Genomic DNA, 25,973 nt, shown 5'->3' with positions numbered 1-25,973 from the left:
GGGGGTGGGCCCCTCCGGCGGCGCGGGGCTCAGCCCAGGCCCGGGCCGCGCACCGGGATGCTGGTGAAGGTAGGCGCCGGGGCGGGCTCGGTGAAGAAGTCGTTGCCCTTGTCGTCCACGACGACGAACGCGGGGAAGTCCTCCACCTCGATCCGCCAGACCGCCTCCATGCCCAGCTCCTCGTACTCGACGACCTCGACCTTCTTGATGCAGTCCTGCGCGAGCCGGGCCGCCGGGCCGCCGATCGAGCCGAGGTAGAAGCCGCCGTGCTCGCCGCACGCGTCGGTGACCTGCTGGGAGCGGTTGCCCTTCGCCAGCATCACCTTGGAGCCGCCCGCCGCCTGGAACTGCGCGACGTAGCTGTCCATGCGGCCGGCCGTCGTCGGGCCGAAGGAGCCGGAGGCGTACCCCTCGGGGGTCTTCGCCGGACCCGCGTAGTACACCGGGTGGTCCTTCAGGTACTGCGGCATCTCCTCGCCCGCGTCCAGCCGCTCCTTGATCTTGGCGTGCGCGATGTCGCGCGCCACGACCAGCGGACCGGTCAGCGAGAGCCGGGTCTTGACCGGGTACTTGGTCAGCTCCGCGAGGATCTCGTCCATCGGCCGGTTCAGGTCGATCCGGACGACGTCGCCCTCGCTGTCGAGGTGCTCGTCGGTGGTGTCCGGCAGGAAGCGGGCCGGGTCCTTCTCCAGCTGCTCCAGGAAGACGCCCTCGGCGGTGATCTTCGCGGTGGCCTGGCGGTCGGCCGAGCAGGAGACGGCGATGGCGACGGGCAGCGAGGCGCCGTGCCGGGGGAGGCGCACCACGCGGACGTCGTGGCAGAAGTACTTGCCGCCGAACTGCGCCCCGATGCCGATCTTCTGCGTCAGCTCGAAGACCTTCTCCTCCAGCTCCTTGTCGCGGAAGCCGTGCCCGGTGGGGGAGCCCTCGGCGGGCAGCTCGTCCAGGTAGTGCGCGGAGGCGTACTTCGCGGTCTTCAGCGCGAACTCGGCGGACGTGCCGCCGACGACGATCGCCAGGTGGTACGGCGGGCAGGCCGCGGTGCCCAGCGAACGGATCTTCTGCTCCAGGAACTTCATCATGGACGCCTCGTTGAGGACGGCCTTGGTCTCCTGGAAGAGGAACGACTTGTTGGCCGAGCCGCCGCCCTTGGCCATGAAGAGGAACTTGTACGCGCCGCCGTCGGTGGCGTACAGCTCGATCTGCGCGGGAAGGTTGGAGCCGGTGTTCTTCTCCTCCCACATGTTCAGCGGGGCCATCTGCGAGTAGCGCAGGTTGAGCTTGGTGTACGCGTCGAAGATGCCGCGCGACAGGGCCTCCTCGTCACCGCCCTCGGTCAGCACGTTCTGCCCGCGCTTGCCCATCACGATCGCGGTGCCGGTGTCCTGGCACATCGGCAGGACGCCCGCGGCGGCGATGTTCGCGTTCTTCAGCAGGTCGAGCGCGACGAACTTGTCGTTGGACGAGGCTTCCGGGTCGTCCACGATCCGCCGCAGCTGCGCCAGGTGCGCGGGCCGCAGGTAGTGCGAGATGTCGTGCATGGCCTCGGCGGCCAGGGTGCGCAGCGCCTCCGGCTCGACCTTGAGGAACGTACGCCCGTCGGCCTCGAAGGTGGACACACCCTCGGCGGTGACCAGACGGTACGGCGTGGTGTCCTCTCCCAGGGGGAGCAGATCGGAGTACGCAAACTCTGGCATTACGGCCATTCCTCACTCGGCAGACAGCGGCTGGCCACCCTTGGACAGCGCACCCACCAGGGTAGGACGCACCGGGAGCGGCGGGCTTGTGAGGTAGGGCTCACCACCCGCCCACCACCCCTGTCGCGATCTATCGCGTTTCGGTACGCTGGGGCGGTGGACCTCGAGAAGCAGCCCCAGCAGCCCACCGCACCGGCGGACACCGACACCATCCGTGCCTCCGACGCGGACCGCGACCGGATCGCGGACATCCTGCGCGAGGCGCTGGCCGAGGGCCGGCTGACCGCCGAGGAGCACGCGGAGCGGGTCGACTCCGTCTACCGCGCCAAGACCGTCGGCGAGCTCGAACCGCTCGTACGGGACCTGCCGGCGCCGGGCGGTGCGCCCCGGACCGCCGGTACGCCCTACGCCTACGGCCCCGAGGCGGCGGCCGGGCCCGCGGACAACCTGGTGGCGATCTTCAGCAGCTCCACCCGCAGGGGCCGCTGGCGGGTGGGTCCCCGTACGAACGCGTTCTCGCTGTTCGGCAGTGTGGAAATCGACCTGACGGAGGCGCTTTTCGGACAGCGTCTCACCGTCATCAATGCGACATCCGTCTTCGGCAGCGTGGAGATCCGGGTCCCCGAGAACATCTCGCTGCGCGGCAGCGGAACGGGCATTTTCGGCAGTTTCGAAGTCCGCACCCTGGAATCCGCCGACCCCGAGGCGCCGGTGGTCGTCGTCAACGGATATTCGGTGTTCGGCAGCGTCGAGGCGAAGCCGAAACGCGGCAAGTTCATCGCGGATCTCCAGGACCGGCTGCGCAAACACCTCGGCCACTGACGCTCTTCCGGTGGGTGTACGGAGGCATATTCACCCGGGCCGAAAAGGGACTCGACCGCAATTGCGCGGGGCGGACCTGAGTGCCACTCAGTGCATAGGCGCACGCACAGCGGGTAGGGACTGCTGCATCGTCTCTCGCTCGCGAAGCCGTCGTCAGGAGTGGACCGTGCTGCAACTGCCGCATCAGCCCCTGCAGGTCGCCGCCGTTCCCCCGCAGCGGGTCCCCGCTCGGGAGGACCAGGCAGGCCCCTGGCACTCGGAGGCGGTGTGCCGCCGGGACGAGGCCGGGCTGTTCTTCGCCCCGTCGAAGGAGCCGACCGCCGCCCGCCTCTCGCGCGAGGAGTCCGCGAAGCGGGTCTGCGCGCGCTGCCCCGTGATGGTGGAGTGCCGCGAGCACGCCCTGATGCAGCCCGAGCCCTACGGGGTGTGGGGCGGCCTCACGGCCGCCGAGCGCCGCGTGGCGCTGGCCCGGCGCCGGCGGCGTGATGTGGAGCTGAAGGCCGCGGGCTGAGCCGGCGCCGGTCCCGTATCCGTACGTACGAAGAGGCGCCCCCACCGCACATGGGGGGCGCCTCTTCCGCCGGGTGCGCGGTGCTACTTCGCGCGGTCGAAGTCGATGGCGCTGTACGCCCGCAGCTTCGACAGGCGGTGGGTGGAGTTGATCGTCCGGATGGTGCCGGACTTGGACCGCATGACGATGGACTCCGTGGTCGCCGTCTCCGAGCGGTAGCGCACCCCGCGCATCAGCTCGCCGTCGGTGATCCCGGTGGCCACGAAGAACACGTTGTCCCCGCTGACCAGGTCGTCCGTGGACAGCACGCGGTCCAGGTCGTGCCCGGCGTCCAGGGCGCGCTGCCGTTCGGCCTCGTCCTTGGGCCAGAGCTTCCCCTGGATGACACCGCCGAGGCACTTTATGGCGCAGGCCGAGATGATGCCCTCGGGCGTGCCGCCGATGCCCATGAGCAGGTCCACGCCGGTGCCCTCGCGGGCGGCCATGATCGAGCCGGCCACGTCGCCGTCGGAGATGAACTTGATGCGGGCGCCGGTCTCCCGGATCTCCTTGACGATGCCCTCGTGGCGCGGGCGGTCCAGCACGACGACGGTGACGTCCTCGGGCGTGGAGTTCTTCGCCCGGGCGACGCGGCGGATGTTCGCCGAGACCGGGGCGTTGATGTCCACGAAGTCGGCCGCCTCCGGGCCGGTGACCAGCTTGTCCATGTAGAAGACGGCGGACGGGTCGAACATCGCGCCCCGGTCCGCGGCGGCCAGGACGGCGATCGCGTTCGGCATGCCCTTGGCGTTGAGGGTGGTGCCGTCGATCGGGTCGACGGCGATGTCCACCTCGGGCCCGGTGCCGTCCCCGATGTGCTCACCGTTGAACAGCATGGGCGCCTCGTCCTTCTCGCCCTCACCGATGACGACGACGCCGTTCATGGAGACGGTGGAGACCAGGGTCCGCATGGCGTTCACGGCGGCGCCGTCGGCCCCGATCTTGTCCCCGCGGCCGACCCAGCGCCCGGCGGCCATGGCGGCGGCCTCGGTGACCCGGACCAGCTCCAGGGCGAGGTTGCGGTCGGGGGCCTCCGGGGAGACCTCCAGCTGGGACGGCAGATGATGCTCGGACATCGGAGCGCACCTTTCTGTACGGCGACGACCGGATGAGGGTGATCTGACTCTATCGCCAGGCCGATAAAATGAGCAGACCGGGTCACGTTTGAGCGGGGTGGCCCCCGATTCGGACGCACGGGGGCTGATGCGACGATGGGGGCGTGGCAAGCAAGCAAGGCAAGCAGACCGTCCGGGACATGATCCTGTCGTTGTTGGCGATCGCCGCCGTGGCGGGTGTCGTCTACATCTTCATCCCGCACGACGACAAGGCCGATCCGATCAAGGCGGTCGACTACCGCGTCGAGCTCCTGACCGCGCGGCGCGCCGCCCCGTACCCGGTGGCGGCCCCCGACGGCCTGCCCGCGGGCTGGAAGCCCACCTCGGTCACGTACGAACGGGACAAGGGCAACAGCTGGCACCTGGGCTTCCTCGACCCGGACGGCAAGTACGTCGCGATCGAGCAGTCCACGGCCCCGGCCAAGTCCTACATCACCCAGGTGAGCCAGGAGGCCAAGGACACCGGGCGCACCCAGGAGGTCGCCGGGCAGACCTGGCAGCGCTGGGAGGGCCCGAAGTACGACGCGCTGGTGCGCGAGGAGAAGGGCGCCACGACGGTGGTGACCGGCTCGGCCGGGGCGGAGCGGCTGGCGGAGATGGCCGCGGCGCTGAAGACGTCCTGACCGCCCGCACGGCGTACGGATGAACGGTGTTGTGGATACGGGGAAGGCCCCGGAGCGAGTGCTCCGGGGCCTTCCCCGTGTACGACCGTCGGGAGACGGACGTGGCTCAGACGGTCTTGACGACCTCGTCGAACGCCAGGCGCGGCAGGCGCGGGAACCAGGCGTCCTCGCCCGGCTTGCCGATGTTGACGACCATCAGGACGTTGTGGTCGCCGTCCAGGAACTCCTTCTCGATGCCCGCGGCGTCGTAGCCGGTCATCGGGCCGGCGGCCAGGCCGGCGGCGCGGACGCCGATGATGAAGTACGCGGCCTGGAGGGCGGCGTTCAGCGAGGCGGCGGACTCGCGGACCGGGCGCTCCGAGAAGAACATGTCCTTGGCCTGCGGGAAGTGCGGCAGCAGGGCCGGCAGCTCCTCGTGGAACTCGTTGTCGGCGGCCAGGATCGCGACCAGCGGGGCGGTCGAGGTCTTGGGCTGGTTGCCCTCGGCCATGTGCTTCACCAGGCGCGCGCGGGCCTCGTCGGAGCGCACGAGCACGACGCGCAGCGGCGACTGGTTGAAGGCGGTCGGGCCGTACTTGACCAGGTCGTAGATGGCCTGGACCTGCTCGTCCGTCACCGGCTCGTCGGTGAACGTGTTGGCGGTGCGGGCCTCGCGGAAGAGGAGGTCCTGGGCGGCGGGGTCAAGAACGAGGGACATCGTGCGTATTACCTTCCGGACGTACACGGGGGGATCGGGTCACGGACACGAAGGATCCGGCCACGACGATCACCGTACGGCGAAAGTGCGTTAACGTTCAACTAAATGCGGAGTGGGGAGACTCACGCCACAGAACCGGAATAAACGGCTACGCCTCGTCCTCCGCCGGGCCCGCGAGCGCGGCGTCCAGCCGGGCGCGGGCGCCCTCCAGCCAGTGCCGGCACACCTTCGCCAGCTCCTCGCCCCGCTCCCAGAGCGCGAGCGAGTCCTCCAGCGAGGTCCCGCCCGCCTCCAGGCGGCGCACCACCTCGATCAGCTCGTCGCGCGCCTGCTCATAGCCCAGCGGGCTCGTCGCGGCGGCGGCCGCCGTCCCGTCGTCCGTCATGTCTTCCACCCTATGCGTCGTCATGTGTCCGGCCTCCACGTCGGTCCCGGGGGCTGCCGCTACTCCGCGACCCGCACCGTGAACTCGCCCCCCGACACCCGGGCCCGCAGCGGCTCCCCGGCCCCGCCCGCGTCCGCGGGCTCCCGCACCACGTGCCCGTCGGCGCGCTGGAGCACCGCGTAACCGCGCTCCAGGGTCGCCGCGGGCGACAGCGCGAGCACCCGGGCCCTGGTGTGGGCCAGCTCCGAATCGGCCCGGTCCAGCAGATGGCCCAGCACCCGGCGGGCACGCCCGGCCAGCGCGTCGACGTCCGCCTCGCGCTCGTCCACCATCCGCTGCGGGTGCTCCATGCAGGGCCGCCCCAGCGCGTGGGCGAGGCCCCGCTCCTCCCGGTCGAGCAGCCCCTGGACCGTGCGCAGGGCCCGGTCCCGCAGCTGCCGCACCCGGTCCAGCTCCTCGCCGACGTCGGGGACGACCTTCTTCGCCGCGTCCGTCGGCGTGGACGCCCGTACGTCGGCGACGAGGTCGAGCAGCGGGGAGTCCGGCTCGTGCCCGATCGCCGAGACCACCGGCGTACGGCAGGCCGCGACCGTACGGATCAGCTCCTCGTCCGAGAACGGCAGCAGGTCCTCGACGCTGCCGCCGCCGCGCGCCACCACGATCACGTCCACGTCCGGGATGCCGTCCAGCTCCTTGACCGCCCGCACCACCTGGCTGACCGCGTGCACCCCCTGCACGGCGGTGTTGCGGACCTCGAAGCGGACGGCGGGCCAGCGGCGGCGGGCGTTCTCCAGGACATCGCGCTCGGCCGCCGAGGCCCGGCCGCAGACCAGGCCGATCAGCTGCGGCAGGAAGGGCAGCGGCTTCTTCCGGTCCAGGGCGAAAACCCCCTCGGAGGCCAGGGACTTCTTCAGCTGCTCCAGGCGTACCAGCAGCTCGCCGATGCCGACCGGCCGTATCTCGGTCGCCCGCAGCGACAGCTGCCCCCGGGGCGCGTACCACTCCGGCTTGGCCAGCACGACGACCCGCGCGCCCTCCGAGACGACATCCGCGATCCGGTCGAAGACCTGCCGGAAGCACGTCACGCTCACCGAGATGTCGTGCGACGGATCGCGCAGCGTCAGGAACACCACCCCGGCACCGGGCCGCCGCGACAGCTGAGTGATCTGGCCCTCGACCCAGACCTGACCGAGGCGGTCGATCCAGCCGCCGATGAGCCGCGACACATCACCGACGGGCAGCGGGGCTTCCGGGGAAGTGTTCAGAGCCATGCGAGCGAGCGTAACGGCCGGGACCGACAACGGGTCCTGTCACGGCCTCACGGGGCCACGCCCCGCCGCCCCCGCTGCACCAGCACCACCACGAGGCCCACGACCAGCCAGCAGGCACCCACCACCTGCGCACTCCCCGTCGCCTCCACGATCACCGCGATCAGCACCCCCGCACCGACCACCGGCACCACCAGATGGCGCCACCAGCTCGGCTCGCCCTCCCTACGCCGCACCACGAACCAGCCGACCACCGACGCGTGCAGCAGCACGAACGCCGTCAGCGCGCCGATGTCCACCACCGAGACCAGATGGTCGAGCCCGTCGTCGCGCCGCGCCGCCCACACCGCCGCCACCAGCGTCACGACGGCCGCGATCAGGATCGCCACCCGGGGCACCCCCGAGCGCGGATCGACCTTCGACAGCAGCCCCGGCAGCCGCCGCTCCCGGGCCATCGCGAACAGCAGCCGCCCGGCCGCCGCCTGCCCCGCCAGCGCCGCGAACGCCGCCCCGATCGCCTTGCTGACGGCCACCAGATCGTGCAGCCAGGTCCCCACCGCGGCGTCCACCGTGTCGTAGAACGCCGAACCCTGCGCCCCCGGATCGGCGGTCAGCTCCGCCGAGGTCATCGGTTCGAGGAGCGCCGCCAGATACGCCTGCGCCACGAACAGCGCCCCCGCGAGCACCAGGCAGAACAGCAGCGCCCGCGCCACCTGCGCCGAGCCGCCCGTCACCTCCTCCGCGAACGAGGCGATGGCGTCGAACCCGAGATACGAGAGGACCGCCACGGACACCGCGCCCAGCACCGCCGTCATGGAGAAGCCGGAATCCCCGGTGAGCGGCGTCAGCCAGCCGCGCTGCGCCCCGTCCCGTACGAGCACCACCACGGCGGACACCACGAACACCAGCAGCACCACGATCTCCATCGCCAGCACCGCGAAACCGACCCGGGCGGCGGCCCGCACGCCCCACAGGTTGAGCAGCGTCGTCAGCACCACCGCGAGCGCCGTCCATACCCACCGCGAGACGCCGGGAACCAGCGAGTTCATCGCGATCCCCGAGAAGAGGTACGCCACGGCCGGGATCAGCAGGTAGTCCAGCATCGCCATCCACCCGGCGATGAACCCGGGCGCCTCGCCGAGCCCCTTGCGGGCGTACGCGAACACCGAACCGGCCATCGGGGCGACCCGCACCATCTGCGCGTAACTGAACGCCGTGAACGCCATCACGACGGTCGCGGCGACGTACACCAGCGCGACCGCCCCGTCCGACTTCGCGTCCAGCGTCCCGAACACGCCGACGGGGGCCATCGGGGCGATGAAGAGCAGCCCGTAGACCACCAGGTCCCGGAAGCCGAGGGTCCGCCGCAGCCGGGCCCGCTCCGTGGAGCCCCCGCTGCCGGATTCCGTACCGCTGTCGGCCATGAGCCCTCCAATGGTCGCGTCAAGATCAGTCTCCCGACCTGCTGCCCCCCGCGCCCGTCCGATACGGCCTTACGATGGGACGCATGACTGCTACGACCCCCGACGCGTCCTCCTCGCCGCTCCCCGTGGCTACTGCGCGGGCGTGGACCGTGCCGTGATCGCCGTGGAGAAGGCCCTGGAGCAGTACGGCTCCCCGGTCTACGTGCGCCACGAGATCGTCCACAACAAGTACGTCGTACAGACCCTGGAGAAGAAGGGCGCGATCTTCGTCGAGGAGACGGCGGAGGTCCCCGAGGGCTCGATCGTGATGTTCTCCGCGCACGGCGTCGCCCCGACCGTGCACCAGGAGGCGGCCGAGCGGAAGCTCGCCACCATCGACGCGACCTGCCCCCTGGTCACCAAGGTCCACAAGGAGGCCGTGCGCTTCGCGCAGGAGGACTTCGACATCCTCCTCATCGGCCACGAGGGCCACGAGGAGGTCATCGGCACCTCCGGCGAGGCCCCGAGCACATCACCCTGGTCGACGGCCCCGAGGACGTCGAGAACGTCGAGGTGCGCGACCCCTCGAAGGTCGTCTGGCTCTCGCAGACCACCCTCTCCGTGGACGAGACGATGGAGACGGTCGGCGCGCTCAAGGAGAAGTTCCCGCTGCTGATCTCGCCGCCCAGCGACGACATCTGCTACGCCACGCAGAACCGCCAGACCGCGGTGAAGCAGATGGGCGCCGACGCGGACCTGGTCATCGTCGTCGGCTCGAAGAACTCCTCCAACTCGGTCCGCCTGGTCGAGGTCGCCCTCGGCGCCGGTGCGGGCGCCTCCCACCTGGTCGACGGCGCCGACGAGATCGACGAGGCGTGGCTCGACGGTGTCTCCACGGTCGGCGTCACCTCCGGCGCGTCCGTGCCCGAGGTGCTGGTCGACGGCGTGCTGGCCTGGCTGGCCGAGCGGGGTTTCGAGGACGTCGAGATCGTGAAGGCAGCCGAGGAGTCGATCGTCTTCTCGCTGCCGAAGGAGCTGCGCCGCGACCTGCGCGCGGAGGCGGCGGCCCTGAAGGGCGAGTAGCCGGGCCCTTTGGGCGCCGTTCCGTGAGTGATCGCGCCCGGGTGCCCGTACCGTGGATCACATGGAGATCTTCGGCGTGGACATCGGCGGATCCGGGATCAAGGGCGCTCCCGTGGACCTGGACCGCGGGGACCTGGCGCGGGAGCGCCACAAAGTACTGACACCGCACCCGGCGACGCCCGAGGACGTGGCCGGGTGCGTGGCCGAGGTCGTCGGCCACTTCGACTGGAAGGGCCCGGTGGGGATCACCTTCCCGGGTGTCGTCACGGACGGCGTCACCCGCACCGCGGCCAACGTCGACAAGGGCTGGATCAACCAGGACGCCCGCTCGCTGCTCGGCGGCAAGCTGGGCCTCCCGGTCACCGTGCTCAACGACGCGGACGCGGCGGGCATCGCCGAGATGACGTTCGGCGCGGGCCGGGGCCGCAAGGGCACGGTGATCATGCTGACCTTCGGTACGGGGATCGGCAGCGCGCTCTTCATCGACGGCAAGCTCGTCCCGAACACGGAGCTGGGCCACCTGGAGCTCAACGGCCACGACGCGGAGAAGCACGCCTCCACGAAGGCCAAGGAGGACGAGGACCTGGGCTGGCACCACTGGGCCCGCCGGGTCCAGAAGTACCTGGCCCATGTGGAGATGCTGTTCTCGCCCGAACTGTTCATCATCGGCGGCGGAATCAGCCGTAAAGCCGAGAAGTTCCTGCCGCTGATCGAGCACGTACGGGCGGAAATGGTCCCGGCGGAGCTTCAGAACAACGCGGGGATCGTGGGCGCGGCGATGGCCGCGAAGGCGGCCTCGGACTGACGGCTCAGCGCTGCGAGGGCCGACGGGGGCCCGTCCCGCCGTGCGGCCCGCCGGTGCCTGCGCGGCGGCGGCCGGCCGGGCGGTGTGCGCGGCCAGCATCAGCCGCCGCTGCCGGGCCCGCATCAGCCGCACCTTGCGTACGGAGGCGATGAGGCCCGCGACGAGGGTGCCCCCGTACAGCCACCCGGCGTGCACGGCGAGGGCGGTGACGACGGCCATGGTCCGGCCGCCGAGCCCTCCGCCGCCGCCCGCGATGGGGGCGATGCCGAGCGCGAAGGCGATGGGCACGCTGATGGGCGCGGTCACCAGGTCCGCCGGCCGCACCCAGAGCGCGGTGAGCGCGCTGACCGGCAGGAACAGCACGCCGAACACGACCGGCGACTCGTCGAACAGCAGCCAGTCCAGGCACCCGATCAGGAACATCGCGGCGGCCGCGAAGAGCCCCGCGCCGATTCCGGTGAGCCGGGGATTGGGCAGTCGGCGCAGGGCGCCCACGGCGGGGGAGACCGGCCGCCCGGCGGGCGCGCTCATCACCCGGTAACCGAGGGCCCCCGTGCGGTCCGCCTTGGCCGCCCCCAACGGGGACAACGGGGCCTGCCGGGTCTGCCTGCGCTGCGGGGGACGTGTCCTGTGCTGCTCCACCGGGACAACGTAGGTCGCCGGGAGGCCGGAATCAGGTGCGGGACACGCGCTTTGGCCGACCTTGGCGATGAGTTCGATGCCACACGGCGCAACGGGAACCGGTTCGGAGCGGCCGCTTAGACTCGCCCGTATGGTCCGGTCGCAGTCCCCTGAGGTGAGCCCGGGGCTGTGGCGGCGCGAGGCGGGCACGGTCGTGCGCCGGGCCGGGGCGCCTCCCGAGCGGGCGACGGATTCCGGCGCCGTCGTCGCCGAGTTCCGCATCGTCCCCGCGCCCACGGAGTGGGCCCAGCACGCGCACCGGCTGCACGAGCTGGTCTGGGTGCGCGGCGGGACGCTGACGTCCCGGGTGGGCGACCGGGTCTTCACCGTCTTCGAGGGGCACGGGCTCTGGATGCCCGCCGGGGTGGTGCACGCGGGCCGGGCGACGGAGGGCGCCCGCTTCCACAGCGCCTTCTTCGCGCCCGACCGCACGCCGTTCGCGTACGGGGAGCCGAAGGCGATCGCGATGACCCCGCTGCTCGTATCGCTGCTGACCCACCTGTCCCGCACGGACCTCGACGAGGGGGCCCGGCTGCGGGCGGAGGCCGTGGTCTTCGACGTGATCGAACCCTCGGAACACCAGCTGGCGCTGCGGCTGCCCGGCGACCCCCGGATCGACGCCATCGCCGAGGCCCTGCTGGACGATCCCGCCGACGGCCGCTCGCTGGAGGAGTGGGCGCGGTGGCTGGGGACCAGCGACCGCACGATCACCCGCGCCTTCCGGCAGTCGACCGGGCTCTCCTTCGCGCAGTGGCGGCAGATGCTGCGGGTGCACCGGGCGCTGATGCTCCTGTCCGACGGCTTCGATGTGATGTCCGTCTCCGAGCAGCTCGGCTACGCGCAGCCCAGCTCCTTCATCGCGGCCTTCCGGCGCGTCATGGGAACCACGCCCGGCGCGTTCTCCGGGTCGGCGGAATCCGCCTCCCGGGATGTCCGGAATTCCGTATCGGGTGGCGAGAACGCCGGATTGTCTGCCTGACAAGCGGAATATAGTCTTCTTCGAGTTAGGTAACCCTTAGTTGTCGCGACGGGGGGTGCCCCACACCCGCGCCCCTCCGATCACCCGGACCCCTCATGTTCACAAGCCCCTTCCGCCGTGCCGGAAAACTCCCGGACGGCCCCGCCGCACCGGCCGCCGCGCTCCACGGGCGCGACCTGGTCCTGCGCTACGGCGGCGAGCCGGTCGTCCACGGCGTCTCGGTCACCCTGGAGCCCGGCCGCGCGACCGCCCTCGTGGGGCCGAACGGCAGCGGCAAGTCCACGCTGCTGCGCGCGCTGTCCCGGCTGCACCAGGTGGACGGCGGCCGGGTCGCCCTCGGCGGCCCCGACGGAGCGGCCGAGCGCGACGCGGCCCTGCTCAGCCCCCGCGCCTTCGCCCGCGAGGTCACCCTCTTCTCGCAGTCCCGGCCCGCGCCCCAGGGGCTGACGGTCGCCGAGGTCGTGGCCTTCGGGCGCCACCCCTACCGCCGCGGCTTCGCCGGACCGACCCCCGAGGACGGTGCCGCCGTCGACCGCGCCATGGGCGTCACCGGCGTACGGGACATGGCGGACCGGCAGGTGGGGGAGCTGTCCGGCGGGGAGATGCAGCGCGTCTGGCTCGCAGCCTGCCTCGCCCAGGACACCGGCGTCGTGCTGCTGGACGAACCGACCAACCACCTGGACCTGCGGTACCAGTTCGAAACGCTCGACCTGGTGCGGGACCTCGTGGAGCGGCACGGCCTCGCCGTCGGCATCGTGCTCCACGACCTCGACCAGGCGTCCCGGGTCGCCGACACGCTGGTCCTCATGCACGCCGGCCGCATCCACGCGGCGGGCGCCCCGGCCGACGTGCTCACCGCCGAGAACATCGGCCTGGTCTACGACATCCGCGTCGACGTCGCCCTCGACCCGCGTACGGGCCGGCTGCGCATCGACCCCCTCGGGCGCCACCTCATCTGACGAGGCCGCCACCCCTTCCGGAGCAGCCGTGCGGCGCTCCGACGCAACCTTCGGAAATGTGAGAAAGAGGACCCTCCATGAACCGCGCCAGCCGCCTCACGGCCGCCGCCACCTCGGGGCTCGCCCTGTTCGCCCTCGCCGCCTGCGGCACGACCGACGCCGACGACGTCACGGCCAAGAGCAGCGCCAAGGCCGCCCCCGCGTCCAAGAGCTGCGCCGACGACACCACCACCACGTCGACCGGGCCGGTCTCCCTCACGGACGGCGTCGGCCGCCAGGTGAAGCTCGACAAGCCCGCCGAGCGCATCGCGGTCCTGGAGTGGCAGCAGGTCGAGGACGCGCTGACGCTGTGCGTCACCCCCACCGCCGTCTCCGACGCGAAGGGCTACAGCACCTGGGTCAGCGCGGAGAAGCTGCCCGGCGGGGTGACCGACATCGGCACCCGCGAGGAGCCCGACCTCGACACCCTCTACGCGGCCAAGCCCGACCTCATCGTCGTGGAGGCGTTCGACGCCAAGGACGAGATGATCAAGAAGCTGGAGAAGCGGGGCGTCCCCGTACTCGCCACGCGCGGCGCCAACCCGAAGGACCCGATCGGGAACATGCGCCAGGTCTTCAGCATGATCGGCGAGGCCACCGGACGCACCGAGCGCGCCGACCAGGTCCTCAAGGAGTTCGACGCCCACCTCGCCAAGGCCAAGCAGCAGGTCACCGACGCCGACCTGCCGACGAAGGACTTCGTCTTCTTCGACGGCTGGCTGGAGGGCAACAACCTCACCGTCCGCCCCTACAGCGACGGCGCCCTCTTCACCGAACTGGGCAAGGAACTCGGCCTGAAGCCCGCGTGGACCAACAGCGTCAACAAGGAGCACGGCGACGGCGGAGTCGACCCCGCCTACGGGCTCGCGCAGACGGACGCCGAAGGGCTCGTCGCGGTGGGCGACGCCAACCTCTTCTACGCCAACGACGAGGGCGCCGGCGGTTACGTCGCCGCGCTCCGGAAGAACCCGATCTGGAAGAAGCTCCCGGCCGTGAAGGAAGGCCGCGCCCACGCCTTCCCGGCCCGGGTCTGGGGCGCCGGCGGTCCCCGCTCCAACGAGCAGGCGATCGACGCCTACGTCGACGTACTCGACAAGAAGTGAGCGCCGTACGCACAGCGCCACCCGCCGAGGGAGCGCCCCCGCGTCCGCTCAAGGAACGCGGCGGCGCTCCCGCCGGGGCGGCCGTCCTGGCACTCCTCCTCGCCGCGACCGTCCTGGTCGGCCTGTGGCACCTGACCCAGGGCACCTCGGGCGTCGGCGTCGGCGACCTGGTCCGCCACCTCGCCGGGCAGCAGGACAGCGCCGACGGCGCTCCGGTCGGCGAGATCCTCACCGGCTCCCGGCTGCCGCGCCTCTTCGCGGGCGTCGCGGTCGGCTTCGCCCTCGGCTGCGCCGGTACGCTCCTCCAGTCCGTCACGCACAACGCGCTGGCCTCGCCCGACACCCTCGCGGTCTCGGCCGGGTCCTACTTCGCCGTCTCGCTCGTCGCCGCCTTCGGCCTCTCCGTACCGCTGTGGGCCTCGGGCGTCGTCGCCTTCGCCGGCGGCCTGGTCGCTGCGGCGCTCGTGCTGCTGCTCGCGGGCCGGGCGGCGGGCACCTCGGGCACCCGCCTGATCCTCGCCGGATCGGCGCTCGCGATGGCCCTGGACTCCGCGACCGGGATGCTCCTCATCCTGTTCAAGCAGAACACCACCGGCCTCTACGCCTGGGGCAGCGGCTCGCTCTCGCAGCTCGACATCGACGCCTCGCTGCGCGCGATCCCCCTCGTCGTCCTGGTGCTCTGCGCCGCCCTCGCCCTTTCCCGGCGGCTCGACGTGATGAACCTCGGCGACGACACCGCGGCCACCCTCGGCGTGCCGATCCGGAGCACCCGCGTGTTCGCCGTGGTCTGCGCGGTCCTCCTGACCAGCACCTCGGTGACCCTCGCGGGCCCGATGGCCTTCGTCGGCCTCGGCGCCCCCGTCCTGGCCCGCCTGATCGCCGGCCGGGTCCGCGCGCTCCGCCGCCACCTGCTCCTGATCCCCGCGGCCGGCCTGCTCGGCGCGCTGCTCATCCTGCTCGCGGACGCGGTCCTGCGCGCGGTGCAGGGGGCGGACGGGGCGGCCTCCATCCCCACCGGGGTGCCCACCGCGCTCCTCGGCTCCGTCGTGATCGTGGTCCTCGCGCTGCGGCTGCGCGACACCGGCCGCGTCCAGCAGCCGCCGCGGGCCCGGGTCGCCGCCCGGTCCCGGCGCGCCTTCCTCCTCGTCGTGACCGGCGCGGCGGTCCTGCTGGTCGCGGCCGCCCTCGTCGGCACCCTGGCGGGGAGCCTCTGGCTGAAGACCGGGGACATCGCGCTCTGGATCCAGGGCACCGCACCCGACCTGATCGGGGCCGCCCTGGACGACCGGGTGCCCCGGGTCACCGCCGCCGTCCTCGCCGGCATGGCGCTGGGACTCGCCGGATGCGTGGTGCAGGGCACCGTACGCAACCCGCTCGCGGAGCCCGGAATCCTCGGCATCACGGCGGGCGCCGGTCTCGGCGCCGCGGGCGTCGTCACCTCGGGGCTCGGCGGCGGACAGGCGGTGCTGGTCGCGGTCGCCGTCGCGGCCGGGCTCGCCACCTTCGCGGTGATCGCCCTGCTGGCCTGGCGCGGCGGCTTCCTGCCCGACCGCTTCGTACTGATCGGCATCGGTGTGGGGTACGGCCTCAGCGCGGTGACCACGTTCCTGCTGCTGCGCGCCGACCCGTACAACACGCCCCGCATCTTCACCTGGCTCTCCGGCACGACCTACGGCCGTACGTTCTCCGACACCGTCCCGGTCGCCGTGGCCCTGGCCCTCGGCCTCCCCGTACTGCTGGCCATGCGCGAGCGGCTCGACCTGCTCGCCGTCGACGAGGACACCCCGCGCATCGTCGGCGTCAGGGTGGAGCGCACCCGCTTCGCGGCCCTGGCGATCGCCGCGGTGCTGGCCGCGCTCAGCGTGATCGCCATCGGCGTCGTCGGCTTCGTGGGGCTCGTCGCCCCGCACCTAGCCCGTTCCCTGGTGGGTGCCCGGCAGGCCCGTACGATCCCGGTCGCGATGCTGCTCGGCGGGGTGCTGGTGTGCGTGGCGGACGCGCTGGGGCGCACCGTCGCGGCCCCTTCCCAGGTGCCGGCGGGGCTGATGATCGCGCTGGTCGGCGCGCCGTACTTCGTGTGGGTGCTGAAGCAGTCCCGCGCCTGACTCTCTCTGGAGCATTCGAATGTCGTCCTCCCCGCAAGAAGGGCCCGTGCCGTACGGGCCCGGCACCGCGCCGGCCCCGCTCGTCCCCCCGGAGGTGGCGGAGCGCTGGGACGCGGTCGACCGCTCCGCCCACGCCCCGCACCTCGTCGCCGTGCGCGGTGACGGCGCGGAGTGGACGGGCGCCGCGCTCGTGACCGCCCGCCCGGGCACGGCGTATCTGAAGATCGTGGACGCCGTGGGCGACGTACCGGCCGTCATCGAGGCCGTCGCCGCCCACGCGCGCGACCGGGGCCTCGTACAGCTGAAGTGGGAGGGGTGGACGGTCACGCCGCAGGAGGCCGCCGCCGCGGGCTTCGCGCCCCTGGACCCGCCGCTCTCGCAGTCGGAGGGCGGGAACGGGCCGGCCACCGGTTACGTCCGCTGGCTGAACGGCGACGCGGTGACCGCGCCCCCGTACTACGGGCAGACCACCCACTTCAGCTGCGGCGCCGTCACCGCCCTCGTCGCGCAGGTGCACGCGGGCGTCCTGCCGCGCGAGGCGCTGGACCGCCGGGCGGAGCTGACGCTGTGGCGGGACGCGACCAACTTCATGGCCTGCGAGCCCGTCGGCCTGGGCGTCGCCCTGCGCCGGGCCCGGCCCTCGTCCAAGGTCACGGTCCACCTCGACACGGACCGGCCGGTCATGCTCGACCACCTGGCCCCGGGCGACCAGGAGTGGCGCGCGGTGCTCCAGCGGGTGTCCCGTACGGAGGCCGAGCGCATCGGCGTCCCCGTCGACCCGGACCACCTCCCGCTGAGCGCGGTCCGTGACGCGATCGCCCGGCGGGACCACGTACTCCTGCTGCTCTCGCTCGCCGCGATGCAGGGGTTCGAGGTGCCGCACTGGGTGCTGTGCCACGGGGTCGTGCCCGGTGCGGTGGTGATCGACGACCCGTGGGCCAACGGGGCGACCGGGGACACCTGGGTCGACGCCCACCTGCTGCCGGTGCCGGACGCGTCGCTGGACGCGATGTCGCGGATGGCGCCGGGGGACTTCCGCGGGGCCGTGACCCTGCGTACCGCCCACGAGTGATCCGGTGCGCCCGGCGCGGGGCCACCCGTACGCTGGGCCCCTTTCCGAACCCGAGGAGAAACGGCAGTGATGGAGATCCGTCCCACGACCGACGAGGACTTCGAGGTCTTCGTCGAGACCGTCCACACGGCCTTCGGGCAGTTCCCGGAGACCCCCGTCGCGGAGGGCGGGCGCTGGTGGTCGGCGCTGGAGGTGGACCGCGCCCTGCTCGCCGTGGCCCCGGACGGAAAGCCCGTGGGCACGGCCGCCGCGTACTCCTTCGAGCTGACCCTCCCCGGCGGTGAGCCCGTCCCGGCCGCCGGAGTGACCGCCGTCGGCGTCCTGCCCTCGCACCGGCGGCGCGGCGTGCTCAGCGCGATGATGCGCCGGCAGCTCGCCGATGTGCGGGAGCGGGGCGAGTACCTGTCGGTGCTGCTGGCCTCGGAAGCGCGGATCTACGGGCGGTTCGGGTACGGCCCCGCGACGTCGACGGCGCGGCTGACGGTGGCGCGGCAGAGGGGGAGTGGGCGGAGCCGCGGGGGGCGGGGGACGCTTCTGGCGGATCCGGCGGTACGGGCACCTCCGGCACCGGCTCCGTCGAGGTGCTGCGGCGGGCCGACTGCGGCGAGATCCTGGAAGCGGTCTACGACCGGTACCGCCGCGCGCAGCCCGGCGCGCTGTCCCGGCCGCACCGCTGGTGGGAGCTGGGCGCGGGCCAGCCGCCGGTCGCCCGGACCCCGCGCTACGTGGCCGTGCACCGGGACGCGGAGGGCACGCCGGACGGTTACGCCAGCTACTCGACGGAGTCCGGCACCCTGACCGTGGACGAGACCATCGCCGTGGACGACGCGGCCTTCACCGCCCTGGCCCGGTACGCCCTCGGGCACGACCTGGTCTCCCAGGTCGTGTTCCGGCACGTCCCGCCGGAGCACCCGCTGCGGTGGCAGCTCGCGGACGTCCGGGCCGGTGAGGTCGGCGGCCACACCGACTGGCTCTGGGTGCGCCTGCTCGACGTACCGCGTGCGCTGACGGCGCGCGGCTGGTTCACGGACGGGGAGCTGGTGCTGGACGTGGACGACCCGTTCCTGGGCGAGCACGGCCGCTACCTGCTGACCGTGCGCGACGGCAGGGCGGAGTGCGTGGCCACGGACCGGCGGCCCGACCTGTCGCTGGACGTACGGGACCTGGGCTCGGTCTACCTCGGCGGCACCCGCCCGAGCACGCTCGTACGGGCCGGGCACATCCGGGCGCACGACCCGGCCGCCGCCGCGCACGCGGACGCGCTGTTCGCGAGCGACGTCTCCCCGCACTGCCTGCACTGGTTCTGACCGAGGAGATCTCCTCGCCCCGGTCCCTGTACCGTGATACGCGCATGTGGACGATGGCACGCCTGGGCCGCCGTCGCGGCCGACCCCACCCTTCTTGATCCTGAGCGGACGTTTGTGGCATGAGTACTAGTATCGGAATCGTCGGACTGCCGAATGTCGGCAAGTCGACCCTGTTCAACGCCCTGACCAAGAACGACGTGCTGGCGGCCAACTACCCGTTCGCCACGATCGAGCCGAACGTCGGCGTGGTCGGCGTCCCGGACCGCCGTCTGGATGCCCTGGCGAAGATCTTCAACTCGCAGAAGATCCTCCCGGCGACGGTGGACTTCGTGGACATCGCCGGGATCGTACGGGGTGCGAGCGAGGGCGAGGGCCTGGGCAACAAGTTCCTCGCGAACATCCGCGAGTCGGACGCTATCTGCCAGGTCATCCGCGCGTTCAAGGACGAGAACGTCGTCCACGTCGACGGCAAGGTCTCGCCCAAGGACGACATCGAGACGATCAACACCGAGCTGATCCTCGCGGACCTCCAGTCGGTCGAGAAGGCGATCCCGCGCCTCCAGAAGGAGTCCCGCCTCCAGAAGGAGAAGGTCGCGGTGCTCGCGGCGGTCGAGGAGGCGCAGAAGATCCTCGAAGCCGGCGACACCCTCTTCCACGCGGGCATCACGGCCTCCACGGAGAAGGGCCGCCTCCTCCACGAGCTCCACCTCCTCACCACCAAGCCCTTCATCTACGTGTTCAACGTCGACGAGGACGAGCTGGTGGACGAGGACTTCAAGAACGCACAGCGCGCCCTGGTCGCCCCCGCCGAGGCGATCTTCCTGAACGCCAAGATCGAGTCCGAGCTGATCGAGCTGGACGACGACGAGGCCCTGGAACTCCTCCAGTCCATGGGCCAGGAAGAACCCGGCCTCGCCACCCTCGGCCGCGTCGGCTTCGACACCCTGGGCCTCCAGACGTACCTCACGGCAGGCCCCAAGGAAACCCGCGCCTGGACCATCAAGAAGGGCGCCACGGCCCCGGAGGCGGCCGGCGTCATCCACACCGACTTCCAGAAGGGCTTCATCAAGGCGGAGATCATCTCCTTCGAAGACCTGATGGAAACCGGCTCGGTCGCCGAAGCCCGCGCAGCGGGCAAGGCCCGCATGGAGGGCAAGGAGTACGTGATGCAGGACGGCGACGTGGTGGAGTTCCGTTTCAACGTGTGAGCGGATGACACGTCGCCGCGTCACTGACGTGGCAAGCGTGCGGTTCAGAAGGGGTCGACTCCTTGGGAGTCGGCCCCTTCGTGCGTGCCCGGGCTGTGTCGTGGGTGCAGTCACGGGGTTCCGCGGAGATCAGGTGTCGTACACGGTGGAGCGATGACCGATATGGACGACCCACACCACGACCTCTCCGTTGTCGATCGTGTACACGACTCGGTAGTCGCCGACTCGCAGGCGGCGACGGTCCGGCTGTGACACGAGCGCGGTGGTGTTGAAGCCCAGGGGATCGCTCTCCAGCTCGGCCAGTTTGGCCAGGATGCGCAGGGCCATGCCGCGAGGGATCTTCCGTAGCTCGGCCTGCGCCTCGGGGCGAAAGACGGTTCGGTACTTACTCACCGCGTTCCAGCGTCTCCCTCATGACGTCCTCGATCGGGATGCCGGGTGCGGAGTCGGCCATACGCTCGTCGATGATCCGGTTGATCTCGCGCTCTTCCCACTCCTGGTACTTGCGCAGCACCTCGATGGAGACGATGGCGGCGACCTGCTTGCCCCGTCGGGTGATCACGGTGGGTACGTCGTCCCGGTCGGCACGCTCCACGACCTCCGCCAGGTGCGCGCGTACGGCGCGGATGGACTCTATGGGTTGCGGCTGCGTCATGCAGTCAAGCGTACCGAGTGTGCCATGTGTACACCAATGCTCCGATAGGGCGGTCCGAGGGGTTGGATTCGGACAATCCGCACGGGTGTGAAGATATGCGAGCAATGTTGCGTTTGTGGTCTGGTCGTCGCTGCCGGGCGCGACAAGGATGCCCGCCGTACCGAACAACGGGGGCGGAGTCATGGGGCGGGAACGGGAGCTGCGTGCCCAGCGGCATGCGGGCGAGGCGGCGGGAGGGCTTCCGGGGATTCCTAGCCAGAACCGGATGGCGCCGGACGATGCCGGGTCGCGCGGCGACGAGGTGAACCCCAGGGCATCTGTGGTGACCAAGCTGTTGTGCCAGAGCATGTATGCGCGCCCTGACCGCTTGAAGCCCATCAGGGCGTGGTGGCGCAAGCTTCTGGGTAAAGGCGACAAGCCCGAGAAGCCGCGCCGGAGTGCTCGACGGCGGATTTACCTCGAGGGCAGCGACGACTGTCCCCCTCTGGGGGAGCAGATGGCCCAGTGGGTCGTCGATCATGTTGTGCACGGGCCTCCGTTGCCGGTCCCGTCCTACGGGTTCGACCTCGAGCCGGTGGCGGCGCACGGTCTTCGTGTCCGGCGGCGGCGCTGGGCGCGGCGCGCGGCGCTTCTCCTCGTGTTCGTGGCCGTCGCGAGTGTCGCTCCTTGGGCTTCTGCGGTCTGGGGCACCGCCGCCCTTCTGGCGCTTTTCCTGCGCTGGGCGGCGGCCCGGGCGGAGCGGAAGCCGAGGGCAGTGGGTCGTTCTTCCCGGCCCGGCCTGGCGTACTTGGTGCTGTGCCTGCCGTGGCTGCTGGCTGTCGTTCCCTACGCATGGCCCATTGGCGGCCAAGTCATCGGCATACGACTCGAATTGGTCTTCGCGCCGTTTGTGCTGCTCATCGGCGGAGCCGTGGTGTTTGCCGCGGATCGGCTCGTGGCCCGCGCGTCGCTCGGCCGGATCGTCGGCGGCGAGATTGCCTCCGGGCGGCTGCCGTGGGTGGCCCCGAAGGGCAAGCGGCGGATAGCTCGGTTGAAGGACGGGCAGGGGCTGATCGAGCTGCCTTACGACGTACCGGAGCGATTCGTCGGTGCCGGGCGCTACGTCTGGGGCATCGCGGACATGATCGTTCCGCTGAAGCCCAAGAGCGCGAACGGGGCGGTTGAACCGTTCGAGGACCGGGAGCTGTTGGCTCGCATGCGTGAGGCGCTGCGGGACCTGGGGCGAGGTCCGCAGGAGATCACCGAACCGCTGCCGGGCTTCACGGCCTCCGATGTGGTCGGCCTTCCGTCGGATCTGTGGCTTCGGCGTGCGCGAAACGCCAAGGCGGGGGAGCCGAAACTTCGTGGCCGGGGCCGGCAATCGCCGTCAAGTGTGCCTGACCGCCTGTATATGCGTGCTCAGTGCGTGACCTGGGACGGCGAGGTCGTGGTCACCGTATTCGTTCACGCGGCCTTGGAGGGCGGGGAACTCCATTTGACGGTCCGGCCGCACGTCGTGACACCGGTGTACAACGAGCTGCGCGGGACGGACGCGCCGCTGGCGCTCCGGCACTTCCGGCTCCTTCGCTGGCTCACCGTGCAGTCCTTGTTGGACGCGGTGGTGGGTCCGTTGGCTGCCTGGCGGTTCGCGGCCCGCTTCGGGCGGGGGCCGGCGAAGCACCTGGAAGAGAGCGGCGGCGGCCGGGGCGAGGAGAAGGACCCCGTCAGTGTGCGTGACCGCTACTCCATGGAGGAGGTCACGGACATGCACCAGAGCGACGATGCCAAGAGGCATGTCGTTCTCATGCAGACCTGTGTCTTTCGGACTGTTGCCGAGTATCTCGAAGAGCTGGGGGTCGATACCGCCCCCTACGAACAGCAGGTGGCTGCTGTGATCACCAACATCCAGGTGTACGGCGACAACCACGCACCGATCCAGAACGTTGCCGGCAGCAACATCAGTGGCGTGAGCCAGGGCAGCGCACCCCAAGGAGGCAAGTGATGATCGGCCGTCGACGCCCCGACCCGGACAGGGAACCCAGCTCGGCCATCCACATCGGCGGCGACAGCATCGCCCCGATTCAGAACGTCGTCGGACGGGACATCCGCGGTGTGCACCAGTCGGCGTCGGTCCGGCACACCGCAGGGCCCGAGGACGTACGCGACCTGCTCACCGCGTTCCGCACCGAACTGGAGCGGCACCAGCAGGACTTGGCCACCGCGCCCGTCCTGCGCGGCATGACGGAGACGATCGACGCCCAGCTCACCGCGTCACCGCCCGACGAGGGTGTGCTGTTGCAGCTGGCACGGACGTTGCCCGCACTGGTTGTCGGCACTGCGGTTCAGGAGGGCGGCCAGGCGCTGGCCGATGCCATCACGGGGTGGATCGGCTGAGGGCTTTCGTTATCGCAGGGGTGAGGGGGAGGCCCGTCAGGGCGTGGTGGATGGCTTCCAGGGGGACGGGGCGTTCGTAGTAGTCCTCGAAGTACGCCTGGACGGCCTCGGGGGAGCGGTCCGTGAGGAGGCCGAAGAGGAAGCCGGAGCCGTCCGGGGACGCGTTGTCCGCCGGGAAGTCGATGGATGCGCCGGTGTGCCAGAGGGGGTCGCCGGTCTCCTGCCAGAGGCACGCGGTGACGCGTGGGATGTCGATGTCCTCATCGCGGAAGGCCGGATCGCGGAGGATCGGGCTCAGTGAGGCCGGTACGTCCTCGATGAGGCCCGGCCAGACCTCCTCGTTCACGTACGGGCTCATCGCCGACTCGTGGTCGAAGCCCCGGATGAGCACGCCGGCCGGGGTGAAGTGGACGGAGAAGTCGTCGCCCGAGCCGTTGCTCATCAGGGCCACTTCCTCGTCGGGGCCCCACGCCGTATCGAAGGTGTAGCAGACGAACAGTGGGTCGTCGCCGATCGCGGCATCCAGGACCGCCAGTGCCCTCAAGTGGGCGCGGAGTTCCTCGGGGTCGGGGAGGAGGGCTGCGGTGTCGCGTGCGGTGCCCATGGCGTCATGAAAGCAGTGGGCACTGACAACCCGGGATGCCTCAGCCCCGTCCCCCCGCCCCGTGCAGGAACGTCTCCACCACTCGCGCCGCCAGCGCGTCCGGGTCCGTTACCGGGTCGTTCGGGTTGCCGTGCAACGTCTCGCCGAGCAGGGCGTAGTAGACGCGTTGGAGCCAGGGGAGGTCGGACGTGGGGGCGATGAGGTGGGCTTCGCGGGCTCGGGAGAGGACCGTGAGGCAGTGTTCGGTCATCGATTCGTGGAGCGCCGCCGCCTCCGTGCCGGGGGTCGCGGGGAGGCTCAGGGCGAAGGTCCAGGCGCCCTTGACCTCCAGGACGTTCGCGGTGATCCGGTGCAGGGCCACCAGGGGCGGGGCGGTGGTGGGGCGGCCGTCGGCCACCGCCTGGGCGAGCTGGCGGGCCGCCGACAGGGCCAGGGCGTCGATCAGCGCCTGGCGGTGTGCGAAGCGGCGGTGGATCGTCGTGCGGGACACGCCCGCCTCGGCCGCGATCTGCTCCATCGAGGCCCCGGGGTCCTTGGAGAGCAGGCGTTCCGCCGCCTCCAAAATCAGGCGCACGCTGCGCTCCGCGTCCGCCCGCAGCGGCCGTGCCGCCGTCTCACCGGCCATCGTCCACTCCTTGTCCGTTCCGCCGCCTCTACCCAGGAAACGTAACACCCGTGCGCCATTTTTTGGGTAGATGGGACATGAGTGTTGCAGTTAGCGGGGTAATGGGTACCCTGATGTTTCAGGTGTTCGGTCCATTCAGCCCTCTCCCAGGGAGACCTCCATGTCCGCAACCGCCCTCGTCACCGGTGCCTCCTCCGGGCTCGGCGCGGAGTTCGCCGCCCAGCTCGCCGCCCGTGGGCACGACCTCGTCCTGGTCGCGCGTTCGGAGGACCGGCTCACCGCCCTCGCCGCGCGGCTGGAGGTCGAGCACGGCGTGCGCGCCCACGTCCTCGTCCAGGACCTCGCCGAGCCCGGCGCCGCCCGCGCCGTCGCCGACCGGCTCGACGTGCTCGGCCTGCGGATCGGGCTGCTGTTCAACAACGCGGGGTTCGGAACCTGCGGCCGCTTCGAGGACATCGACGCGGAGCGCGACCACGACCAGCTGATGGTCAACGTCGTCGCGCTCGTCGGCCTCGCCCACGCCCTGCTCCCCGGCATGCTGGAACGCGGCACCGGTGCCGTCGTCAACGTCGCCTCCACCGCGGCCTTCCAGCCCGCCCCGTACTTCGCGGTCTACAGCTCCGCCAAGGCGTTCGTGCTGAACTTCGGGCTGTCCCTGCGCCAGGAGTGCCGCGGACGCGGCGTGCGCGTGCTCACCCTCTGCCCCGGGCCGGTCGACACGCCGTTCTTCGAGGCCATCGGGACCCGAGAGGCGGCCGTCAACGGGTCGATGAGCACGCCGGAGCCGGTCGTGCGCGCCGCGCTGGCCGCCCTCGACCGCGACCGCGCCTATGTCACCCCGGGCTTCGGCAACTCCCTGTCCGCACACCTGCTGCCGCGTCGGCCGCGCGCCCTGGTCGCGGCGATCGCCGAGCGCGTCACGCGCAAGGTCCTCGCCGCCGAGGGCCGCGCGCGGAACGAGTCGTACGCGGCATGAGGACGCGGCATGAGTGCGCGGCATGAGGAGGCGCCATGAGCACGCGGCATGAGCCCTGCCCCGTACGTACCCCTCCGCGAGGCCGGAGCCCCGCGGAGGGACGCGCGTCAGCAGGCGCCCAGGTCCTCCCAGACGCCCCACTCGCCGGTCGTGCCGGGCTGGTCGCCCTGGACCCACCACTTGGCGCGCCAGGTGTGCCCGTTGTACGAGACCGTGTCGCCGCCGTTGTACACGCGGCCGGCCTCCCACGCCGAGGCGGCGCAGTCGCCCGGGTCCCCGCCGTCACCGCCGCCGGGGGTGCCGCCTCCGCCGATCTGGAGGTCGATGCAGGCGTAGAACGCGTTGGCGGTGTCCGCGATGTTCCAGACGGCCAGCACCTTCTGGCGGCCGCTGTAGCCGCTGAGGTTCACATGGTGGGTCTTGGTGGCGCCGGGTTGCGCGCCGTTGTCGTTGAACTCCGCGATCTTCGAGCCGCCGATGTAGTACTGCCAGGTGCTCGTGGCGTGGCGGGCCGTCAGCGTCCAGGAGAAGTCGGCGGAGCTGCCGACCGGGGTGGCCTTCCAGCCCTTGCTGTCGTTGTCCAGCTCGGCGAACTGCGCGTTGCCTCCGCTGCAGCTCCTCAGGCCCTTGGGGCCCTCGACGCTCTGCGGCTCGTACTTGATCTGGCCGCAGTCGACGACGCCCGACGCGCACTGCGCCTGGCGGCTCGGCGGCGAGGAGACGTAACCGTGCGCACTGGCCGTGGTGGCGGGCAGGACCACCGCGAGCAGGGGGGCGACTCCCGCACCGAGCACGAGGGCCAGTTTTCGCTTCGCGTTCATGCCAACTCCTTCGCTGAG

The 25,973-nt window shown here is 71.4% G+C and carries 24 protein-coding genes and 3 pseudogenes; 15 read left to right on the top strand and 12 right to left on the bottom strand.

All coding sequences use genetic code 11. The features are described from left to right. Positions 1 to 29 precede the first annotated feature (29 nt). On the bottom strand, positions 30 to 1,697 hold the full coding sequence (locus NEH16_RS11180; protein ID WP_073964193.1) for a fumarate hydratase: 1,668 nt from the start codon (positions 1,695 to 1,697) through the stop codon (positions 30 to 32). 156 nt (positions 1,698 to 1,853) lie between these two features. On the opposite strand from NEH16_RS11180, the gene NEH16_RS11175 reads away from it, so the two are divergent. Then, a complete protein-coding gene (locus NEH16_RS11175) occupies positions 1,854 to 2,519 on the top strand; it encodes a DUF1707 SHOCT-like domain-containing protein (RefSeq protein ID WP_073964192.1) in 666 nt (221 codons plus the stop codon). Positions 2,520 to 2,685: 166 nt separating this feature from the next. After that, positions 2,686 to 3,030 (top strand): WhiB family transcriptional regulator, encoded by a 345-nt coding sequence (locus NEH16_RS11170; RefSeq protein ID WP_018519019.1) that lies wholly within the window; start codon positions 2,686 to 2,688, stop codon positions 3,028 to 3,030. Between the two features lie 83 nt (positions 3,031 to 3,113). Here the strand turns inward: NEH16_RS11170 and glpX are convergent, their stop codons facing one another. Then, complete coding sequence (gene glpX, locus NEH16_RS11165) at positions 3,114 to 4,145, bottom strand: class II fructose-bisphosphatase (protein WP_073964191.1); 1,032 nt, start codon at positions 4,143 to 4,145, stop codon at positions 3,114 to 3,116. A gap of 143 nt (positions 4,146 to 4,288) precedes the next feature. On the opposite strand from glpX, the gene NEH16_RS11160 reads away from it, so the two are divergent. Continuing rightward, positions 4,289 to 4,807 (top strand): DUF4245 domain-containing protein, encoded by a 519-nt coding sequence (locus tag NEH16_RS11160; RefSeq protein WP_073964190.1) that lies wholly within the window; start codon positions 4,289 to 4,291, stop codon positions 4,805 to 4,807. A 106-nt stretch (positions 4,808 to 4,913) separates the two neighbouring features. On the opposite strand, the gene NEH16_RS11155 is transcribed toward NEH16_RS11160, so the two are convergent. From NEH16_RS11155 to NEH16_RS11140, 4 genes are all read right to left on the bottom strand, one after another. Next, positions 4,914 to 5,504, bottom strand: a complete 591-nt coding sequence (locus NEH16_RS11155) for a malonic semialdehyde reductase (RefSeq protein ID WP_073964189.1) — start codon at positions 5,502 to 5,504, stop codon at positions 4,914 to 4,916. Positions 5,505 to 5,652: 148 nt separating this feature from the next. Beyond that, positions 5,653 to 5,889, bottom strand: a complete 237-nt coding sequence (locus tag NEH16_RS11150; protein ID WP_018100910.1) for an exodeoxyribonuclease VII small subunit — start codon at positions 5,887 to 5,889, stop codon at positions 5,653 to 5,655. A gap of 59 nt (positions 5,890 to 5,948) precedes the next feature. Beyond that, positions 5,949 to 7,160 carry an exodeoxyribonuclease VII large subunit gene (xseA, locus tag NEH16_RS11145; protein ID WP_265541754.1) on the bottom strand — a complete coding sequence of 404 codons (1,212 nt, stop codon included), beginning with the start codon at positions 7,158 to 7,160 and terminating at the stop codon, positions 5,949 to 5,951. Positions 7,161 to 7,207: 47 nt separating this feature from the next. Continuing rightward, positions 7,208 to 8,581 carry an APC family permease gene (locus NEH16_RS11140; RefSeq protein WP_265541752.1) on the bottom strand — a complete coding sequence of 458 codons (1,374 nt, stop codon included), beginning with the start codon at positions 8,579 to 8,581 and terminating at the stop codon, positions 7,208 to 7,210. 154 nt (positions 8,582 to 8,735) lie between these two features. Between NEH16_RS11140 and NEH16_RS11135 the strand changes: the two are divergent. Together NEH16_RS11135 and ppgK are read left to right on the top strand one after the other, a co-directional pair. After that, positions 8,736 to 9,643, top strand: a pseudogene (locus NEH16_RS11135) (4-hydroxy-3-methylbut-2-enyl diphosphate reductase). A gap of 61 nt (positions 9,644 to 9,704) precedes the next feature. After that, entirely contained in the window at positions 9,705 to 10,448 is a 744-nt protein-coding gene (gene ppgK, locus NEH16_RS11130) for a polyphosphate--glucose phosphotransferase (RefSeq protein ID WP_265541750.1), read from the top strand. Positions 10,449 to 10,452: 4 nt separating this feature from the next. On the opposite strand, the pseudogene NEH16_RS11125 reads toward ppgK, so the two are convergent. Further along, positions 10,453 to 10,979: pseudogene (locus NEH16_RS11125) on the bottom strand (DUF6542 domain-containing protein). Positions 10,980 to 11,220: 241 nt separating this feature from the next. Between NEH16_RS11125 and NEH16_RS11120 the strand changes: the two are divergent. The 7 genes and pseudogenes from NEH16_RS11120 to ychF all read left to right on the top strand — a co-directional run bounded on the left by NEH16_RS11120 (position 11,221) and on the right by ychF (position 19,901). Beyond that, positions 11,221 to 12,108 carry a helix-turn-helix domain-containing protein gene (locus NEH16_RS11120; protein ID WP_265541748.1) on the top strand — a complete coding sequence of 296 codons (888 nt, stop codon included), beginning with the start codon at positions 11,221 to 11,223 and terminating at the stop codon, positions 12,106 to 12,108. A gap of 95 nt (positions 12,109 to 12,203) precedes the next feature. After that, complete coding sequence (locus tag NEH16_RS11115; RefSeq protein WP_265541746.1) at positions 12,204 to 13,067, top strand: ABC transporter ATP-binding protein; 864 nt, start codon at positions 12,204 to 12,206, stop codon at positions 13,065 to 13,067. Between the two features lie 77 nt (positions 13,068 to 13,144). Beyond that, entirely contained in the window at positions 13,145 to 14,209 is a 1,065-nt protein-coding gene (locus tag NEH16_RS11110; RefSeq protein WP_265541744.1) for an ABC transporter substrate-binding protein, read from the top strand. Continuing rightward, positions 14,206 to 16,314 (top strand): iron ABC transporter permease, encoded by a 2,109-nt coding sequence (locus tag NEH16_RS11105; RefSeq protein ID WP_265541742.1) that lies wholly within the window; start codon positions 14,206 to 14,208, stop codon positions 16,312 to 16,314. Before NEH16_RS11110 ends, NEH16_RS11105 begins: the two co-directional genes overlap by 4 nt. Positions 16,315 to 16,333: 19 nt before the next feature. Then, a complete protein-coding gene (locus NEH16_RS11100; protein WP_265541740.1) occupies positions 16,334 to 17,386 on the top strand; it encodes a peptidase C39 family protein in 1,053 nt (350 codons plus the stop codon). A gap of 69 nt (positions 17,387 to 17,455) precedes the next feature. After that, positions 17,456 to 18,693 (top strand): annotated as a pseudogene (locus tag NEH16_RS11095) (GNAT family N-acetyltransferase). A 119-nt stretch (positions 18,694 to 18,812) separates the two neighbouring features. After that, positions 18,813 to 19,901 carry a redox-regulated ATPase YchF gene (gene ychF, locus NEH16_RS11090; protein WP_265541738.1) on the top strand — a complete coding sequence of 363 codons (1,089 nt, stop codon included), beginning with the start codon at positions 18,813 to 18,815 and terminating at the stop codon, positions 19,899 to 19,901. Between the two features lie 129 nt (positions 19,902 to 20,030). Here ychF and NEH16_RS11085 read toward each other — a convergent pair whose 3' ends face one another. Together NEH16_RS11085 and NEH16_RS11080 are read right to left on the bottom strand one after the other, a co-directional pair. After that, positions 20,031 to 20,294, bottom strand: a complete 264-nt coding sequence (locus NEH16_RS11085; protein WP_265541736.1) for a type II toxin-antitoxin system RelE family toxin — start codon at positions 20,292 to 20,294, stop codon at positions 20,031 to 20,033. After that, positions 20,287 to 20,556 carry a type II toxin-antitoxin system Phd/YefM family antitoxin gene (locus NEH16_RS11080; protein ID WP_265541734.1) on the bottom strand — a complete coding sequence of 90 codons (270 nt, stop codon included), beginning with the start codon at positions 20,554 to 20,556 and terminating at the stop codon, positions 20,287 to 20,289. Before NEH16_RS11080 ends, NEH16_RS11085 begins: the two co-directional genes overlap by 8 nt. Before the next feature lie 265 nt (positions 20,557 to 20,821). Here NEH16_RS11080 and NEH16_RS11075 point away from each other — a divergent pair, with 265 nt between their 5' ends. Beyond that, positions 20,822 to 22,537, top strand: a complete 1,716-nt coding sequence (locus NEH16_RS11075) for a hypothetical protein (RefSeq protein ID WP_265541732.1) — start codon at positions 20,822 to 20,824, stop codon at positions 22,535 to 22,537. Continuing rightward, a complete protein-coding gene (locus tag NEH16_RS11070) occupies positions 22,537 to 22,929 on the top strand; it encodes a hypothetical protein (protein WP_265541730.1) in 393 nt (130 codons plus the stop codon). The genes NEH16_RS11075 and NEH16_RS11070 overlap by 1 nt, the downstream gene beginning before the upstream one ends. Here NEH16_RS11070 and NEH16_RS11065 read toward each other — a convergent pair. Together NEH16_RS11065 and NEH16_RS11060 are read right to left on the bottom strand one after the other, a co-directional pair. Further along, on the bottom strand, positions 22,910 to 23,533 hold the full coding sequence (locus NEH16_RS11065; RefSeq protein WP_265541725.1) for a hypothetical protein: 624 nt from the start codon (positions 23,531 to 23,533) through the stop codon (positions 22,910 to 22,912). The genes NEH16_RS11070 and NEH16_RS11065 overlap by 20 nt on opposite strands. A gap of 40 nt (positions 23,534 to 23,573) precedes the next feature. After that, the gene (locus NEH16_RS11060) at positions 23,574 to 24,158 is read right to left on the bottom strand and encodes a TetR/AcrR family transcriptional regulator (protein ID WP_265541724.1); all 585 of its coding nucleotides are present in this window, start codon (positions 24,156 to 24,158) and stop codon (positions 23,574 to 23,576) included. Between the two features lie 160 nt (positions 24,159 to 24,318). On the opposite strand from NEH16_RS11060, the gene NEH16_RS11055 reads away from it, so the two are divergent. Continuing rightward, a complete protein-coding gene (locus tag NEH16_RS11055; protein ID WP_265541722.1) occupies positions 24,319 to 25,134 on the top strand; it encodes an SDR family NAD(P)-dependent oxidoreductase in 816 nt (271 codons plus the stop codon). 107 nt (positions 25,135 to 25,241) lie between these two features. Here the strand turns inward: NEH16_RS11055 and NEH16_RS11050 are convergent, their stop codons facing one another. After that, positions 25,242 to 25,955: a lytic polysaccharide monooxygenase gene (locus NEH16_RS11050; RefSeq protein ID WP_265541720.1), complete on the bottom strand. Its 714-nt coding sequence runs from the start codon at positions 25,953 to 25,955 to the stop codon at positions 25,242 to 25,244. Between the last annotated feature and the right edge of the window lie 18 nt (positions 25,956 to 25,973).

It is taken from the genome of Streptomyces drozdowiczii, assembly GCF_026167665.1.
In the GTDB taxonomy this organism is placed as follows: Bacteria; Actinomycetota; Actinomycetes; order Streptomycetales; family Streptomycetaceae; genus Streptomyces; species Streptomyces drozdowiczii_A.
The sequence above is the reverse complement of the archived record's forward strand: the minus strand, read 5'-3'. Positions and strand labels throughout refer to the sequence as shown.

What these genes read in the sequence shown, in the direction of transcription:
- ppgK (WP_265541750.1), top strand. Translation starts at nt 9,705, where the DNA reads ATGGAGATCTTCGGCGTGGACATCGGCGGATCCGGGATCAAGGGCGCT.
- NEH16_RS11065 (WP_265541725.1), bottom strand. Translation starts at nt 23,533, where the DNA reads ATGGGCACCGCACGCGACACCGCAGCCCTCCTCCCCGACCCCGAGGAA.
- NEH16_RS11140 (WP_265541752.1), bottom strand. Translation starts at nt 8,581, where the DNA reads ATGGCCGACAGCGGTACGGAATCCGGCAGCGGGGGCTCCACGGAGCGG.
- NEH16_RS11080 (WP_265541734.1), bottom strand. Translation starts at nt 20,556, where the DNA reads ATGACGCAGCCGCAACCCATAGAGTCCATCCGCGCCGTACGCGCGCAC.
- NEH16_RS11070 (WP_265541730.1), top strand. Translation starts at nt 22,537, where the DNA reads ATGATCGGCCGTCGACGCCCCGACCCGGACAGGGAACCCAGCTCGGCC.
- NEH16_RS11115 (WP_265541746.1), top strand. Translation starts at nt 12,204, where the DNA reads ATGTTCACAAGCCCCTTCCGCCGTGCCGGAAAACTCCCGGACGGCCCC.
- NEH16_RS11060 (WP_265541724.1), bottom strand. Translation starts at nt 24,158, where the DNA reads ATGGCCGGTGAGACGGCGGCACGGCCGCTGCGGGCGGACGCGGAGCGC.
- NEH16_RS11055 (WP_265541722.1), top strand. Translation starts at nt 24,319, where the DNA reads ATGTCCGCAACCGCCCTCGTCACCGGTGCCTCCTCCGGGCTCGGCGCG.
- NEH16_RS11150 (WP_018100910.1), bottom strand. Translation starts at nt 5,889, where the DNA reads ATGACGGACGACGGGACGGCGGCCGCCGCCGCGACGAGCCCGCTGGGC.
- NEH16_RS11120 (WP_265541748.1), top strand. Translation starts at nt 11,221, where the DNA reads ATGGTCCGGTCGCAGTCCCCTGAGGTGAGCCCGGGGCTGTGGCGGCGC.
- NEH16_RS11155 (WP_073964189.1), bottom strand. Translation starts at nt 5,504, where the DNA reads ATGTCCCTCGTTCTTGACCCCGCCGCCCAGGACCTCCTCTTCCGCGAG.
- xseA (WP_265541754.1), bottom strand. Translation starts at nt 7,160, where the DNA reads ATGGCTCTGAACACTTCCCCGGAAGCCCCGCTGCCCGTCGGTGATGTG.
- glpX (WP_073964191.1), bottom strand. Translation starts at nt 4,145, where the DNA reads ATGTCCGAGCATCATCTGCCGTCCCAGCTGGAGGTCTCCCCGGAGGCC.
- NEH16_RS11110 (WP_265541744.1), top strand. Translation starts at nt 13,145, where the DNA reads ATGAACCGCGCCAGCCGCCTCACGGCCGCCGCCACCTCGGGGCTCGCC.
- ychF (WP_265541738.1), top strand. Translation starts at nt 18,813, where the DNA reads ATGAGTACTAGTATCGGAATCGTCGGACTGCCGAATGTCGGCAAGTCG.
- NEH16_RS11075 (WP_265541732.1), top strand. Translation starts at nt 20,822, where the DNA reads ATGGCGCCGGACGATGCCGGGTCGCGCGGCGACGAGGTGAACCCCAGG.
- NEH16_RS11050 (WP_265541720.1), bottom strand. Translation starts at nt 25,955, where the DNA reads ATGAACGCGAAGCGAAAACTGGCCCTCGTGCTCGGTGCGGGAGTCGCC.
- NEH16_RS11100 (WP_265541740.1), top strand. Translation starts at nt 16,334, where the DNA reads ATGTCGTCCTCCCCGCAAGAAGGGCCCGTGCCGTACGGGCCCGGCACC.
- NEH16_RS11180 (WP_073964193.1), bottom strand. Translation starts at nt 1,697, where the DNA reads ATGCCAGAGTTTGCGTACTCCGATCTGCTCCCCCTGGGAGAGGACACC.